Source organism: Micromonospora sp. CPCC 206061, from assembly GCF_036906915.1.
Taxonomy (GTDB): Bacteria; Actinomycetota; Actinomycetes; order Mycobacteriales; family Micromonosporaceae; genus Phytohabitans.
Genome location: NZ_JBAKHX010000033.1, coordinates 45,205 through 60,335, shown reverse-complemented (window position 1 = coordinate 60,335; position 15,131 = coordinate 45,205). Strand labels below are relative to the sequence as shown.

At 68.8% G+C, this 15,131-nt stretch carries 13 protein-coding genes; 7 read left to right on the top strand and 6 right to left on the bottom strand.

What is annotated here, in order from left to right:
• Nucleotides 1–31: 31 nt before the first annotated feature.
• From V6V89_RS22045 to V6V89_RS22035, 3 genes are read right to left on the bottom strand one after another with little or no spacing between them, the layout of a single operon-like run.
• Nucleotides 32–2,137 carry a heavy metal translocating P-type ATPase gene (locus tag V6V89_RS22045; protein WP_334621114.1) on the bottom strand — a complete coding sequence of 702 codons (2,106 nt, stop codon included), beginning with the start codon at nt 2,135–2,137 and terminating at the stop codon, nt 32–34.
• Entirely contained in the window at nt 2,137–2,493 is a 357-nt protein-coding gene (locus tag V6V89_RS22040) for an ArsR/SmtB family transcription factor (protein WP_334621113.1), read from the bottom strand. Before V6V89_RS22040 ends, V6V89_RS22045 begins: the two co-directional genes overlap by 1 nt.
• 42 nt (nt 2,494–2,535) lie before the next feature.
• Nucleotides 2,536–2,835 carry a DUF2752 domain-containing protein gene (locus tag V6V89_RS22035; RefSeq protein WP_334621111.1) on the bottom strand — a complete coding sequence of 100 codons (300 nt, stop codon included), beginning with the start codon at nt 2,833–2,835 and terminating at the stop codon, nt 2,536–2,538.
• A 1,494-nt stretch (nt 2,836–4,329) separates the two neighbouring features.
• Between V6V89_RS22035 and V6V89_RS22030 the strand changes: the two genes are divergently transcribed.
• The 3 genes from V6V89_RS22030 to V6V89_RS22020 are packed head-to-tail and all read left to right on the top strand — an operon-like array spanning nt 4,330 to nt 6,882.
• Nucleotides 4,330–5,298 (top strand): ABC transporter ATP-binding protein, encoded by a 969-nt coding sequence (locus tag V6V89_RS22030; protein WP_334621110.1) that lies wholly within the window; start codon nt 4,330–4,332, stop codon nt 5,296–5,298.
• Entirely contained in the window at nt 5,291–6,091 is an 801-nt protein-coding gene (locus tag V6V89_RS22025; protein WP_334621109.1) for an ABC transporter permease, read from the top strand. Before V6V89_RS22030 ends, V6V89_RS22025 begins: the two co-directional genes overlap by 8 nt.
• Complete coding sequence (locus V6V89_RS22020; RefSeq protein ID WP_334621108.1) at nt 6,088–6,882, top strand: ABC transporter permease; 795 nt, start codon at nt 6,088–6,090, stop codon at nt 6,880–6,882. Before V6V89_RS22025 ends, V6V89_RS22020 begins: the two co-directional genes overlap by 4 nt.
• A 526-nt stretch (nt 6,883–7,408) precedes the next feature.
• On the opposite strand, the gene V6V89_RS22015 is transcribed toward V6V89_RS22020, so the two are convergent.
• Complete coding sequence (locus V6V89_RS22015; RefSeq protein ID WP_334621107.1) at nt 7,409–9,421, bottom strand: amylo-alpha-1,6-glucosidase; 2,013 nt, start codon at nt 9,419–9,421, stop codon at nt 7,409–7,411.
• Between the two features lie 130 nt (nt 9,422–9,551).
• Between V6V89_RS22015 and V6V89_RS22010 the strand changes: the two genes are divergently transcribed.
• The 4 genes from V6V89_RS22010 to V6V89_RS21995 are packed head-to-tail and all read left to right on the top strand — an operon-like array spanning nt 9,552 to nt 13,657.
• Entirely contained in the window at nt 9,552–10,547 is a 996-nt protein-coding gene (locus tag V6V89_RS22010; RefSeq protein ID WP_334621106.1) for a LacI family DNA-binding transcriptional regulator, read from the top strand.
• A complete protein-coding gene (locus V6V89_RS22005; RefSeq protein ID WP_334621105.1) occupies nt 10,544–11,785 on the top strand; it encodes a sugar ABC transporter substrate-binding protein in 1,242 nt (413 codons plus the stop codon). The genes V6V89_RS22010 and V6V89_RS22005 overlap by 4 nt, the downstream gene beginning before the upstream one ends.
• Before the next feature lie 5 nt (nt 11,786–11,790).
• Nucleotides 11,791–12,825 (top strand): carbohydrate ABC transporter permease, encoded by a 1,035-nt coding sequence (locus V6V89_RS22000; protein WP_334621104.1) that lies wholly within the window; start codon nt 11,791–11,793, stop codon nt 12,823–12,825.
• A 1-nt stretch (nt 12,826) separates the two neighbouring features.
• Nucleotides 12,827–13,657 (top strand): carbohydrate ABC transporter permease, encoded by an 831-nt coding sequence (locus V6V89_RS21995; RefSeq protein ID WP_334621103.1) that lies wholly within the window; start codon nt 12,827–12,829, stop codon nt 13,655–13,657.
• A 430-nt stretch (nt 13,658–14,087) separates the two neighbouring features.
• Here V6V89_RS21995 and V6V89_RS21990 read toward each other — a convergent pair whose 3' ends face one another.
• Nucleotides 14,088–14,450, bottom strand: a complete 363-nt coding sequence (locus tag V6V89_RS21990) for a hypothetical protein (RefSeq protein WP_334621102.1) — start codon at nt 14,448–14,450, stop codon at nt 14,088–14,090.
• A gap of 200 nt (nt 14,451–14,650) precedes the next feature.
• Entirely contained in the window at nt 14,651–14,794 is a 144-nt protein-coding gene (locus V6V89_RS21985; protein ID WP_334621101.1) for a hypothetical protein, read from the bottom strand.
• Nucleotides 14,795–15,131 lie beyond the last annotated feature (337 nt).

Below are 15,131 nucleotides of genomic sequence, written 5' to 3'. Positions count from 1 at the left end.
GCAACGTCCCCGTCCTGACTGGCCGCCGGAGCTAGTGCTGGGTCCTGCCTGTACGGATGATGCTGCTCGCCGGTGTGGCTGGTTGGCAGCAGGCGCAGCCTGGCTCGCACCCGCAGCCGTCGCCGTCAACCGCCTGCGGTGCGGTCACTGCGTGCAGGGTCAGGGTGGGGCGCTGTTCCGGCCGGGCTGTCGGTGTGGTGATCGCTGGTTGCGGTGTGCCGGTGGCCGGTAGCGGGGTGGTCCGGGCGGCGCGGACGGCGTTGGCGATGACGATCACCTCGGCGAGTTCGTGGATGAACACGACGGTGGCCAGGCCGAGTACGCCGGTGGCGGCGAGTGGGATCAGGGCGCCGATGATGAGTAGGGACAGGCCGACGTTTTGCAGCATGATCCACCGGGCGTGGCGGGCGTGGCCGAGTAGCTGCGGCAGGTGGCGTAGGTCTTCGCCCATGAGCGCGACGTCGGCGGTTTCGATGGCCACGTCGGTGCCCATGGCGCCCATCGCGATGCCGACGTCGGCGGTGGCCAGGGCGGGGGCGTCGTTGATGCCGTCGCCGACCATGGCGATACCGGCTTTGTCTGGCCGCAACTTGGTGATGAGGTCGGCCTTGTCCTGTGGGCGTAGGTCGGCGTGGACGGCGTCGATGCCGGCTTGGGCGGCGAGGGCCTGTGCGGTGCGGGGGTTGTCGCCGGTGAGCATCGCGACCGATACGCCGAGCTTCCGCAGCGCCGTCACGGTGTCTGTGGCCTCGGGTCGCAGTTCGTCGCGGACCGCTATCAGGCCGAGCAGTTGGCCGGCTCGTTCGACCACGACGACGGTGGCGCCGGCGTCCTGCAGCCTGCGTACGTCGTCGTCCAAGGCTGTGGCGGTGATGAAGCCTGGGCGGCCCAGTCGGGCCGGGGTCTGGTCGATGGTGCCGGTCAAACCGGAGCCGGCGACGGCTTGGACGTCTTCGGCTCGGTCGGGGGTGTCGACCTCGGCGAGGATGGCTTTTGCCAGGGGATGTTCGCTGCGTGCTTCCAGCGCTGCGGCGATGCGCAGGACCTGTTCGCGGGTGGCGTTGGCGGCCGGCACGACGTCGACCACGCGGGGCTGGTTGCGGGTCAGGGTGCCGGTCTTGTCCAGTGCGACAACCCGGATCCGGCCGAGCCGTTCCACGGCCAGGCCGCCTTTGACGAGGGCGCCGGTGCGGCTGGCCGCGCCGATGGCGGCGACGACGGTCAGCGGGACCGCGATGGCGAGCGCGCAGGGCGAGGCCGCGACGAGGACGATGAGTGCGCGTTCGATCCACAGGCGGGGGTCGTCGAGCAGGCTGCCGACCAGGGCGATCGCGGTGGCGAGCAGCATTATGGCGGGCACGAGCGGGCGGGCGATCCGGTCGGCCAGGCGTTGGCCGGCGCCTTTGCGTTCCTGGGCCTGCTCGACGATGTGCACGAGGCGGGCCAGGGAGCTGTCCGCAGCCACGGCGGTGACCTGGATCTCGACCACGCCGCCGCCGTTGATCGCCCCCGCGTACACCGTGTCACCGGGGCCGGCCTCGACGGGCATGGACTCGCCGGTGATCGCGGACAGGTCCAGCACGGTGCGTCCGGACCGCAGCACCCCGTCGGTCGCGGCTCGTTCCCCGGGCCGTAGCACGAGCACGTCGTCGACCCGCAGTTGCTGTGGGTCGACCGCCAGTTCGACGCCGTCGCGGAGCACCCTCGCCGTGCGTGGCACCAGGTCCAGCAGCGCCCGCAGTCCTCGGCGGGTGCGGGCGATCGCGTACTCCTCCAAACCTTCGGCGATGGAGAACAGCACGCCGAGCATCGCCGCCTCGGTGATCTTGCCCAGCGCTACCGCGCCGACCGCGGCGATGGTCATCAGGGTGGCTACACCGATCCGGCCGCGCAGCAGCCGCCGTACCGCCCCTGGGACGAACGACCACGCGCCCACTGCGGCGGCGGCGTACTCCAGCACGGTGCCGGCGGTGTCGAACCCGGCCTGGCCCGTGCCCCAGCCGGCCGCCAGCAGCAACGCGGCCGCCGCGGCCAGTTGCAGCTCACGGATCTGCCACCAGCGGCCGGGCTCGTGGCCGTGGTCCTGCTCGGTAGGCGCGGTGGTGGCGGCCTCGTCGCCGCAGCATTCGGCGGCCATCAGCCCGCCACCTTCCCCACCGTCCGGGTGTCCACGTCGAGATCCGCCACGCCCGGTGCGCATGCCGGGTCGACGGTGAGCACCAGGCTCAGCAGGTCGCCCAGCGCGTGCCCGAGCCGCTGGTCGGCCAGCTCGTACCGGGTGCGCCGGCCTTGCGGCACGGCGACCACCAGGCCACAGCCGCGCAGGCAGGCCAGGTGGTTGGAGACGGTCTGCCGGGACACCCCGAGCAGGTCGGCCAGGTCGGCCGGGTGGGCCGGGGCCTCACGCAAGGCGAGCAGCAGGCGGGCTCTGGTCGGATCCGACAGGGCGTGCCCGAACCGGGCCAGGACCTGTCCGTACGCGATGGTCTCCACACGCGAAGAGTACATCAGATCATGAATACAGCGCCACCTGTACTATTCGGTGGTCGCCTCCGGCACGAAGAACCAGGTGAACGGCTCCCAGGGCAGATTGCGCAGCAGCAGCGCGGCCAGGTGCATGCGGGCGGCGTCGACCACATTGCCGTGCAGCAGGTACCAGGTCGTCCGGGTGATGCCGCAGGTCGGGCCGGCGATCCCGAATACGGCGTGGAACAGGCACCGGCCGGCGGGGTCGGCGATCGCTGGCCCGAGGCGGAGTTTCGCCTCGGCGACGCGTACGCGCTGCCCTTCGCGGACCGGTCGATGGCCGGGTACCGCGCCGACAAGGTCTTCCACGAGCTGGGACGATCCGGGCCGGGCGTTGGCCGAGGCTAGGCGGATCCTGGCCCCAGGTGGCCGGATCGTCCTGCTGGGCCAGGACTGGGACGCCGTCATGATCGACGCCGCCGACGTCGACCTGACCCGCCGGATCGTGCACGCCCGCGCCAACGCGGCGACCGACCCGTTCGCCGCCCGCCGCTTCCGCGCCGGGCTGCTCGACGACGGAGTGCCGGGACGGTCGACGACGCGGACGCCGAGGCATGGGCACAGGAGATGGCCGACCGCGCCCAATCCGCTCGGCTGTTCCTGGCGCTTCCGGTCATCGTCGCCCACGCCCGCGCATAGCCGGTCTAGAGCAGGGTGCGCCAGTAGTCCCAGAACCGCTCGCGGATCAACACGGTGAAGATCAGCAACCAGGCCAACGGGATAGCGGTGTGGAACCGCGCCGCGGACCGCAGCGACCGGGCCGCGGGCAGGTTTCCACGGTCGAGGTTCTACAACGTCACGTACGAGAAGGCCACGATCGTGATGTGCCTTTCAGTTGTAGTTGGCACTTGCCAGCGACATACGGCACCGCCCCTGCGGGCCGTGAGCAGCGAGCGATGTCACCGACATGCCTGTGGGTCCGGCCTGAGTTCGTCGGCGCGGGCCGGATGGCTATGGCCGCGGTCGTTGACCGTTGACACAGCCGGCCAGCGATCACTTGGCGATCCAGATCGATTCTGGCCAGCGCACCGAGCACCCGGTGTGGCTGGGATACGCACAGCCATGGTGGGGCCGGACGGGTTGACGCACACCAGTGATAGTGATCATGTCCGCCAAATTGGCTTGCTTCGCCACCTTTGACAGCTGTTAGCATCGCCCCCTGCTCACTTGAACGATCCAACCGGTGGTTCGTCCGGAGATTTGATCGTTCAAGTTTGGGGGAGCTCGCAAACTTCCCCCGGCGATGGCGCCGATGCGACTAAGGGAGACCCACCGGATGATCGTCGACTGCCCGACACAGCCGCTGCTGGACGACCTGGTGCCGCCTCGGGCCGCGCCGACCAGCGTGTTGTCCGACCGTGACGGCCAGGTCCGCGCGGCGATCCAGGGCCTGTTCCACGCTGAGGCCGGCCGGAGTGTCCACATCGCACACGTTGACGGCGACGCCGTCCCCGCCAGGCGTCTGCGCCTGGCACACCGACCGGGGCACCTCCTGGTGCCATTACTGCCAAGGGGCTGGCATCGCCGGGCAGCCCGTGGACGTCACCGTCGGATCTGGCGCCAAACCCGCTATTTCGGGACTACCCACCGTGATCTTCGCCTGATGGGAAGGAGTGAGCCGATGATGGTCACCGATGCATCGGTGGCACCCGAGGACGTCCGATTCGCTGTGGACAGCTATAAGCCGCGCATGCTCGTAAGCCCGCATGGGCGCAACGTCGGGCGTCGGCTCGCACGTCGGACTGGTCGGATCGGTGCGGGGAACATCGGTGTCAGTTGCGGGTCCGTCGATTCGGTCGTGCCGTGATCGAGGTGCGTGACTTGGCCAAGCACTTCCCGGTGCATCGGCGTGAGCCGGGGTTGCGCGCCGCGTTGCGTTCCTTCGTGCGACGGGAGTACCACACGGTCCGCGCGGTCGACGAGGTCAGCTTCACGATTCCGGAGGGGGAGGTTGTCGGCTTCCTCGGTCCCAACGGTGCCGGTAAGACGACCACGCTGAAGTGCCTGACCGGTCTGCTTCATCCCACCGCCGGCACCGTCCAGGTGCTCGGGCACGCCCCGCACCGTCGCGAACACGCCTTCCTGCGCCGGATCTCGCTGGTCATGGGTCAGCGCAACGCCCTGTTCTGGGACCTTCCGGCCGCCGACGCCTTCGAGGTCAACCGGGCGATCTACGGCCTCGCCGAGGCGCCCTACCGCTCGGCGCTCGACGAGATGGTCGCACTGCTGAACCTGGAACCGCTGCTGCGCAAGCAGGTGCGGGTTCTTAGCCTCGGCGAGCGGATGCGCTGCGAGCTCGCTGGAGCGTTGCTGCACCGTCCGGATGTGCTTTTCCTCGACGAGCCGACGCTCGGCCTGGACGTCAACGGTCAGGCGGCGGTGCGTACCTTCCTGCGTGACTACAACGGCCGATACGGCGCGACCATCCTGCTGACCAGCCACTACATGGCCGACGTGACCGCGCTGGCCCGCCGGGTGCTGGTCATCGACCACGGCACTCTGCGCTTCGACGGCGACCTCGCCGCACTGGTCGAGGCACATTCGCCGCACCGGCTGGTCCGGGTCACGCTGCGCGAGGCCGTACCGGCGCACACCTGGGCGGGCCTCGGTGAGGTGTCCGCCGTGGACGGCGCGGTGGTCACGCTACTGGTCCCGCGCGCCGAAACGGCCGCGATCGCCGCCCGCCTGCTGACCACCCTGCCGGTCGAGGACGTCGCGATCGAGGACCCGCCGGTGGAGGACATCATCCGGGCGGTGTTCGCCGATGCGTGAGCTGCTCGCCGCGTACCCGCCGCTGGTGCGCAGCGCGACACTGGCGGCCGTCACCTACCGGGGCCGGGCCGTCCTGGGCGTGATCACCGGCTTCTTCCCGCTGCTGACCATGGCGGTGTGGCTCACCGTGGTCGCCGAGGGCGGCCCACCGGCGGGCTGGACCACCGGTGACTTTCTGTCCTACTACGCGGCGGCGACGCTGCTGTGGAACCTTTCCGGCAACCACGTCGTGTGGCAGTGGGACGCGGACATGCGCAGCGGCGACCTGTCCGTGCGGCTGCTGCGCCCCGTGCACCCGTTCCACCAGTACACCAGCAGCGACCTCGGCCATCGGCTGGTGCTCCTGACGATGCTGGCACCGGCCCTGGCGGTCGCCGCGCTGCTGGTACCGGGCTTGGACTACCCGGCCAATCCGGTCCGGCTCGTCGCCGTCGCCGTCGCGCTGGCCCTGGCGTACGGGGTCAGCCTGCTCATGGCCTCGACCTTCGCCCTCATCGGGTTCTGGAGCACACAAACGACCAATATGTGGATGCTGTGGTGGGGCCTCGGCTCGTTCACCTCCGGCTGGGTCGCCCCTCTGGCGTTGATGCCGGACTGGGTGCGCACCGCAGCTTCCGTGTTGCCGTTCCGCACCACGATGGGCTTCCCCATCGAGTTGCTGATGGGCCGCCTCGACGTACGCCAGACCCTGTACGGTTTCGCCGTCGGGCTCGGCTGGCTCGCGGTGTTCGCCCTGCTGTACCGGATCACCTGGCGGCGCGGCGTCCGCCGCTACCAGGCGGTGGCCGGATGACCGGGTGGACCCGCCACGCCCGCATCCTTCTCATCTGCTGGCGGGCGGCCGTGGCCAGCGAGGTGGAATACCGGCTGAACTTCGTCTCCAACGTCGCGCTGAGCATGTTCTGGATGCTGTGGGCGGTCGCCGGGGCGTCGGTCTACTTCCGGTACACCGGCGCCGTGGCCGGCTGGACCAACGCCGAGGTCCTGGTCGTCATCGGCCTGTTCTTCACCCTCAACGGCCTACGCCAGATGCTGCTGCAGCCCAACCTGGAACGCATGACCGACTACGTGCGCCTCGGAACGCTCGACTTCCTGCTCATCAAGCCGTTCGACGCGCAACTCCTGGTCAGCCTGCGCCACCTGAACGTCAACACGCTGCTCGACCCGGTACTCGGCTTGGCCCTGACCACGACCGGGATCGTCCTCGCCGGCCGGGGCACGTCTGTGACCGCGCTCGCGTCGTTCGCCTGGATGTTGGCGTGCGCCGTGCTGCTGATGTACGCCCTGACCGTTTTGATGATGGCGCTAGCCGTGAAGCTGGTAGCGGCCGAGGAACTCGGCCGAGTCGGCTACGCCTTCGTCGAGCTGTCCCGTTTCCCGGTAGACCTGTACCGCAACCCCGTACAGACCATCCTTACCGTCGTACCGATCGCGTTCCTGACCACATACCCCGCCGCTGCGCTGCTCGGCCGCCTCAACCCCTCCATGCTGCTGCTCGCGCCAGCCGCGGCAGCCTGCGCCGTCATCTTCGCAACGCTCGCGTGGCGGCGCTCGCTACGCTCCTACGCCGGCGCCAGCGCCTAACCTCAATACCAGAAAACAGATGATCGGCGTCTGTCCTGGTAGGACGGTGGCTGGGGCGCGTACGTTGCCTGCGGTGTGGGGACGGGGATCGCGGCGTGGACGTCGACTGCCTCGTCGCGCTCGGCGCGACACGTGCTGCCCGGTCGTTGCGCGTCCGACGACGGCATGACCCGCTCACCTTCGGATCTGAGCTCCTCGCCGGGGGGAGCTTGACTTAAACCTTGGTTGATCTACCACCCTCGCCGTATGCGAAGAGCTGTTGGTGTGATTGCGGGATTGTTGCGACGTGTGGGTGCCGCCGGGTGGCAGGACAGTGTCGTTCAGATGGCGGCGGCTGATCCGTCTGTGCCTGCCCTGGCTCGTTTGGAGCTGCTCCGCTCGATTCGGCAGGACGATGCGCCAGTACGATGAGCGACTGCCTGTCGCCCGCGGCGACGAAGGCAGCCGGACGGTGTCGTTCGTCCGCTCAGGCGAGGTTTACGGCTCGGCTACTGCCTTCCAGGCCAGTCGCTCGATCGGGCTGGGCTCATCTTTCGACTGAAAGTCCGGCAGGTAGGCCGGTGAGGCGTGAGCCGGGGGTGACGTTGATCGGGTGGTCGGCGATCCGCAGGCCTCGTGCGGTCACCGGGCCGAACGGCGAGTCGGGCAGCGGGTTTAGCCGGACCCGGCCGTTCGGGACGTCCGGCTCTAGGCCGATTGTGGTCTGCAGGATCAGCACTGCGGCGGCGGCCGACCATGCCTGTGGGCGGCAGGCCGCCGGGTAGGGCATCGGCCGGTTCAGCGCCGAGCGCGGGTGTCCGGCGTGCAGTTCGGGTAGCCGGTAGTCGAAGGTCTCGGCGGCGGTCAGCAGCCCGTCGATGAGCGTGGTCGCCTCGGCGGGGAAACCGGCTTTGGCGAGTCCGGCGGCGACGATGGCGGTGTCGTGGGTCCACACCGAGCCGCAGTGGTAGGACAGCGGCGCGAAGCCGCCGTCGCGGTCGGACATGGTGCGCAGCCCGTAGCCGCCGGACATCGCCTCACTGCCGAGCGCGGTGGCGACCGCTCGCTCTTCCGCGGCGGTGAGCAGGCCGGTGCCGAGTAGGTGGCCGATGTTGCTGGTGAGCGCGTCGACGGGGCGTTTGTCGCGGTCCAGGGCCATGGCCGGGTAGCCGCCGTCAACCCAGAACTTCGCCCGGAACCGGTCGGCGAGGCCGGCGGCGTGCTCGCGCCACCGATCGCCGCCGGGCCGTTCGAAGGCGTCCAGCAGGTCGGCGCCGTCCAGGGCCGCGCGGTAGGCGTACCCCTGTACCTCGGCCAACGCGATTGGTGGCTCGGCGAGCCGGCCGTCGTGGTAGCGGACGGCGTCGCCGGAGTCTTTCCAGCCCTGGTTGGCCAGGCCGCGGCCGCTGGTGTCGAGGTATTCCAGGAATCCGTCGCCGTCCGGGTCGGCGTCGGTGGCCAGCCAGTCGAGCGCGGCCTGCAGATGTGGGAGCAGCTTGCTGACCTCGGCTGAGGCGAGGCCCCAGCGCCAGGCGTCGTGCAGCAGGCTGATCCACAGCGGGGTGGCGTCGATGGTGCCGTAGTAGGCCGCGGGTAGGTGCAGGTTGTGGCTTTCCATGACCATCTCCTGCCGGCGCAACTCGTGCAGGATCTTGCCGGGTGCCTCGCCGGAGTCGGGGTCGAGCTTGGTGCCCTGGCGGCGGGCGAGGACACGCAGCGTTCCGGCGGCGAGGTCGGTGCCCAGCGGCAGCAGCATTCGGGCGGCCCAGATGCTGTCACGGCCGAACAGGGTGAGGAACCACGGCACGCCGGCGCCGAGGAAGACGTCCTCGCCGTCGGTGAGCCGCAGCGACCGGAGGTCGTCGAGGGAACGCGTGACCAGTCGGCCCAGGCGTTGGTCGCCGGTCGTGACCTGGGCGGCACTCCAGTCGTGGGCCCGGGTGGGGGCGTGCACCACGGCGGCCGGGTCGTTCGCCCGGACGGTGAAGGTCACCGTTGTGGTTGTGCCCGGGGCGAGCGTGACCGGCCAGGTCAGCCGGCCGCGGTCATCGGCGCCGGCGTGCTCGGCGGTGGCCGTGACCGTGATGTCGTCGCGCTCCCAGGTCAGAACGCCGTCCGCGTAGCGACGGGCGGCCACCGGCGTCGCCGGGCCGCCGGTCTTGACCACCGCGATGGAGGCCAGGTCGGCCGCCAGGTCGACGGTGACCGTGGTGCTGACCGGCACGGAGGCGTCCGAGACGAGCGTGATGCGCTCGTCGATCCGGCCCGCGGTGACCATGCGGGTCCGTTCGATCCGCACCGTAGGGTCCGGGCCGGGGTCGCCGAGCCAGCGGGCGAGCGAGACGAAGTGGGTGGTGCCGGCGCCGTCGAAGGCGTGGCCGATCGGCTCGGTCTCCCGGTCATCGAGGTGCAGCACCGCCTCGGACAACACTCGCGCGTCGCCGTGGAAGACGCCCTGCACCCCGGCCGCGCGGATCTGCCCGTCCGGGCCGGCCAGCGCGGTGGTGGGCGCGGCGATGGTGGCGACGAGGTCGTGTAGCAGCGGCTGAAGACGGGTCATGGGATCCCCTCAACGGGTCTTGACAGGGTGCGGGGCCGTGAAGCAAAGTACGAAACATTCCAGCAACTTGAACGATCTAATGATGCCGGATGCGAATTCGATCGTTCAAGAGGATATAGGAGTTCAAAAGTTGTCGAAGGTCACGATAGCCACTGTTGCCGAGCGCGCCGGGGTCTCCCGGCAGACGGTCTCCAACGTGCTGAACACCCCCGAGGTGGTGCGCGAGGAGACACGCGAGCGGGTCCTGGAGGCGATCTCGGCCCTCGGCTACCGCGCCAACCAGGCCGCCCGGCAGATGCGTACCGGACGGTCCCGGCTCATCGCGGTGCGCATCGAGCCGTCCCGGGACGGGATCAACGGCTCGGTGCTGGACCGTTTCCTGCACGGGCTCACCGACGCCGCCGCGCCGGCCGGCTACCGGGTGATGCTCTATACCGCCACCGACGACACCGACGAGATCGCCACCTACGAAAGCCTGCTGACCTCCTACGACCTGGACGCCTTCGTCCTGACCAGCACGCACCACGGCGACGTGCGCACGTCCTGGCTGGCCGAGCACGAAGTGCCGTTCGTGACCTTCGGCCGGCCCTGGGGTGCCCCGGACACCCACTCCTGGGTCGACGTCGACAACGCCGCCGGCACCGCGGCGGCGACCCGGCACCTGCTCGACGCCGGCCACCGCCGGATCGGCTTCCTCGGCTGGCCGGCCGGCTCCGGTGTCGGCGACGCCCGCCGCGCCGGCTGGGCCACCACCCTCGCCGACTCCAGCCTGCCGGGCACCGGCCTCGACCGCGCCGTCGCCGACGGCATCGAGTCCGGCGCCGCCGCCGTCGCCGACCTGCTGCCGTCGGTGGACGCCCTGGTCTGCGCCTCCGACTCCCTCGCCCTCGGCGCCCTACGCGCCATCCGCGAGTCCGGCCACACCTGCGCCGTGATCGGCTTCGACGACACCCCGGTCGCCCAAGCGGTCGGGCTCACCAGCGTCAGCCAGCCCCTCACCGAGGCGGCGGCCCGCTGCATCGACCTGCTCGCCGACGTCCTGGACCACTCCGGGACACCTCGTCAACTCCTGCTTGCGCCCTCTCTCGTCCTACGCCAAACAACCCCCCAAGGAGCCACCACATGAGACACAGCAGATTCGCCACCGCGGTCGCGGCCGCGCTCCTGTTGACGACCACCGCCTGCGGCGGTGGCTTCGACGACGACCCGAGCGGCGCCGCCCAGCAGAGCACCGGACCCGCCGACCTGAAGATCCTGATCGCCTCGTCCGGCGAGGCCGAGACCAAGGCCGTCACCGACGCCACCGCCAGCTGGGCCGGCGCCACCGGCAACAAGGCCACGGTCACCCCCGCGCAGGACATCGCCCAACAGCTCGGACAGGCACTGGCCGGCAGCACCCCGCCGGACGTCTTCTACGTCGACGCCGCCCGGTTCGCCGACTACGCCAGCGTCGGAGCCCTCGAACCGTACGCGGACAAGGTCTCCAACGTCGACGACTTCTACCCGAACCTGCGCCAGGCGTTCACCTACGACAGCAAGCTGTACTGCATACCCAAGGACACCTCGACCCTCGCCCTGCAAATCAACGCCGACCTATGGACGAAGGCCGGGCTGACCGACGCGGACATCCCCACGAACTGGGACCAGCTCACCACCGCCGCGCAGAAGATCAAGGCCAAGGGCATCGTCCCGCTCGCGATCGGCGACACCCGCGACCGGATCGGCGCCTTCCTGGTGCAGAACGGCGGCTGGTGGACCAGCGCCGACGGCAAGCAGCCCACGGCCGACACCCCCGCGAACGAGACGGCGCTGGGCTACGTGCAGGGGCTGCTGAAGAACGGGCTGGCGCAGTATCCGAAGCAACTCGACACCGGCTGGGGCGGCGAGGCGTTCGGCAAGGCCAAGGTCGCCATGACGATCGAGGGCAACTGGATCAAGGGCGCGATGAAGGCCGACTTCCCGAACGTCAAGTACACGGTCAAGGAACTGCCCGCCGGCCCGACCGGCACCAAGGGAACCCTGTCGTTCACCCAATGCTGGGGAATCGCGGCCAAGAGCCAGTTCAAAGACCAGGCGATCAAGTTCGTCGAGGCGATGACCACAGCCGACCAGCAGATGCAGTTCGCGACCGCGTTCGGCGTCATGCCCTCGCGGCAGTCCGCCCAGGCGCAGTACACCGCCAAGTTCCCCGAGGACGCCGCGTTCATCGCTGGAGCCGCCTACGGACACGGCCCGGTGAACGCACCCAAGATGGACAGCGTCCTGGCCGACCTGGACACCGCACTGCAAGGCCTGACCACCGGCACCCCCAAGGCAGTACTGCAACGCTTCGACAAGAACGCCAAGACGGCACTCGGCGGCTGACCACCGTGGCCGACTCCAAGCGCGGCGGCATCCGCGGCAACGAACGGATAACCGGCTGGCTCTTCGTCTCCCCCGTGGTACTCCTGCTCGGACTGTTCCTGCTAGTGCCGATCCTCATGGCGCTCTGGGTCAGCTTCACCGACTGGAACGGGCAAGGCAGCCCGTTCCAGTCGGGCGTCCCCCTCGCCGGGCTGGACAACTACACCAACCTGTTCACGCAGGACGGCCTCGCCCGCGAAAACTTCATGACCAGCATCCGCAACAACGCCTACTACGTGCTCGCCGTCGTACCACTACAGACCGGGCTGGCCCTCACCCTCGCCCTCGTCGTCAACAACCGACTACTCAAGGGCAAAAGCTTCTTCCGGACCGCGTTCTACTTCCCATCAGTGACCAGCTCCGTCGCGATCAGCGTGGTCTTCCTGTTCATGTTCGCCAACAGCGGAGCGATCAACGCCATCCTGGGCTTCTTCGGAATCAACGGACCACAATGGTTCGTCGACCCGCGCGGCATCCTGCACCTCCTACTGGACCGCGTCGGACTCGTCGACACCAACGCGCCACCCGCCGCCCTGACCGAGCACGGCGTGCTCGGCCTGACCTGGTGGGACTGGACCTCCGGGCCAAGCGTGGCGATGTGCGCGATCATCGCCCTCGTCGTCTGGACCACCTCGGGCACGTTCATGCTGATGTTCCTGGCCGCCCTGCAGAACATCCCAGGCCAACTGGACGAGGCCGGGCTCATCGACGGCGCGAACCGCTGGCAGCGCCTGCGCTTCATCACCCTGCCACAGCTGCGGCCCACCATGTTCTTGGTGCTCACGTTGGGCCTGATCGGCACCTGGCAGGTCTTCGACCAAATCTACGTGATGAGCCAGGGAAACCCGGCCAAGACGACCCTCACGCCCGCCTACCTCTCCTACCGCACCGCATTCCGCGACTTCGACTACGGCTCCGGCGCGGCCATCTCGTTCGTCCTGTTCCTGATCATCGTGTTGCTCACCCTGCTGCAGCGGCGGGCCCTGCGGGAAAGGCCCTGACATGCGTACGCTCGCCGCCCGGTTCGCCGGCTACGCCATCCTGGTCTTCTTCTCCCTGGTCTTCCTCTACCCGTTCGTCATCCAGATCGCGAATTCGTTCAAAACCGAAGCGGACGCGGCAGCCAACCCACTCTCGCCCCTCGCGGACCCGTTCACCACCGAATCAATGACCCGGATCTTCGACGGCACTGGCTTCCCCACCTGGCTCAGCAACTCCCTGCTGGTCACCGTCATCGTCACGATCACCCGGGTACTACTCAACTCGATGGCCGGCTACGCCCTGTCCCGGCTCCGCTTCCCCGGCCGACGCCCGATCTTCGCCACCATCATCGCGCTCATGGCCGTACCCGGGGTGGTCCTGCTCATCCCCAAATTCCTGGTCCTCAACCAACTCGGCATCTACGACACCTACGCCGCACTGATCGTGCCGCTCATCGCCGACGCGGCCGGCGTCTTCATCATGAAACAATTCTTCGACTCGATACCGGTCAGCATCGAGGAAGCAGCCCGCATCGACGGCGCCAGCATCTTCCGAACCTTCTGGTCAGTCGTACTCCCCACCGCCCGGCCAGCCCTGATCACGCTGACCATCCTGTCCTTCCAAGGCTCCTGGAACGAATTCGGCCACACCCTGGTCGCAGTGCAGAACCCATCCCTGTTCACCCTGCCCCGCGGACTGGCCGACCTCGTCAGCGGCTCACTCGGATCCGGCACCCAGTACCCACTCAAACTCGGCGCCGCACTCCTCGCCACCATCCCAGTAGCGATCATCTTCGTGATATTCCAACGCTACTTCGTCCGCGACGCCAACCAAGGCGCCGAAAAAGGCTAACGTCCCTCCCACCACCTCGTTGACATGGCCCCGGCAACGCCTGGGCCATGTCAACGCTGACGGCGCCCCTCTGACTGACCGAGCCCGGCAACGGCGACCCACAGAAGCGATCACCTTCACGCCAGTTGGCCTCCCGCGCCGGCCCAGCGCGCAGCGCATCGAGCAACCGCCCAGAAAGTGCTAACCATCGGCACCTTGAACTTCATTCGGTACATCCACCAGCACGGCGTGGTCTCCGGTCTGGATGCCGCCTTCGACGCCGAGGTCGTCGTGACTGAGACGACGTTCCGCGCGGCGGACGCACCGGACAGCCAGGACAACGATGCACACCGCGGCAGCCAGCGTTGTAGCGCGGGGGCTGTCTTAGCACACGTAGGAACCGGCTGCATGCGCGATCACCTCGACGACTTTCGTCCAGCTCTGGGAGCGATCACCGCCAGAAGACCGCCACCGCCCCGTTGAGCAGCGTCATCAGCCCGATGCCGAGGAAGTGTCCCTTCGCGACGACTTTCCCGGCCTGCTCACGCGCCACGGCCACGCCGATCGCGGCGCCGATGAGGACCCCGATGCCGAGCTTCACGCCCAGCTTGACGTAGTTGAGGTCGACACCCTCCGGGAACGGGATCGCCAGCAACACCCCGAAAGTCAGCAGCGCGCCGATACCCACGCGCATGACCCAGGTAACCTGATAGCGCCCGCTGAAGTATTGCGTCGCGAAGCCACCGAGCAGCAGCGCGAAGCCGATGAGGTGCAGGTAGCGCAGCAGCAGCCGAAGGATTTCCAGTGCGTCCATCCGGCGATCATGCACCATGATCACCCGGGGGAGGCGAAACTGAGTGACCCTTATCTGGCGTTCCAGGTCCAGCAGCCCGGTGGAAGTCCTCGTCCAGCACGCCCGGGGTGCGTCGGACCAGGATCACCCAGGCCAGGCAGGTGAATAGATCCACCGTCTCGGGAACCTCGGTGCCGTTTCCCGCAACATTTCCCGGCCCGTCAGCACAGCGTGGTCAGCACTGGCACCCGGCCGATGAACCCGAGCCTGCTCCAGGCCGGCGGATCGAGATCGTCGGCCCAGTCGGCGATCACGGCGAACGTGCTCGCCCCGGCCATCACCGCGCACACCGCGACCGCGAACACGCTCGCCAGGGGGTGCGGATCCCTCCCGAGTCACGCGGGTCAGGAACCCGTGCCAGAGCCCTCAACAGGCCATACTCCTCCCGGCCAACGGGCCGGGAGTCGGTCGGGGCGGGGCGTGCTGACGGATCACGTCGATCAGCGATTTTGACATGCGCGGGGTGTGGTCCTTGTCGGTGTCATGTTGTCTCAGCAACTCCATGATTACCGACCGACCGCACCCGTCCTACGTCACCTTCCAAGAAGGCCAGCGACACCGCCCAGGTCAGATACACCCGCAGGCGACTACGCAAAGCCCCTGCCCCTTGACCCCCCAGTAGTCAGGAGGGTCAGCGGCATG

Excerpts from the sequence above, each read along its gene's own strand:
- V6V89_RS22045 (WP_334621114.1), bottom strand. The coding sequence starts at position 2,137 with ATGGCCGCCGAATGCTGCGGCGACGAGGCCGCCACCACCGCGCCTACC.
- V6V89_RS22025 (WP_334621109.1), top strand. The coding sequence starts at position 5,291 with ATGCGTGAGCTGCTCGCCGCGTACCCGCCGCTGGTGCGCAGCGCGACA.
- V6V89_RS22020 (WP_334621108.1), top strand. The coding sequence starts at position 6,088 with ATGACCGGGTGGACCCGCCACGCCCGCATCCTTCTCATCTGCTGGCGG.
- V6V89_RS22015 (WP_334621107.1), bottom strand. The coding sequence starts at position 9,421 with ATGACCCGTCTTCAGCCGCTGCTACACGACCTCGTCGCCACCATCGCC.
- V6V89_RS22005 (WP_334621105.1), top strand. The coding sequence starts at position 10,544 with ATGAGACACAGCAGATTCGCCACCGCGGTCGCGGCCGCGCTCCTGTTG.
- V6V89_RS21995 (WP_334621103.1), top strand. The coding sequence starts at position 12,827 with ATGCGTACGCTCGCCGCCCGGTTCGCCGGCTACGCCATCCTGGTCTTC.
- V6V89_RS21990 (WP_334621102.1), bottom strand. The coding sequence starts at position 14,450 with ATGGACGCACTGGAAATCCTTCGGCTGCTGCTGCGCTACCTGCACCTC.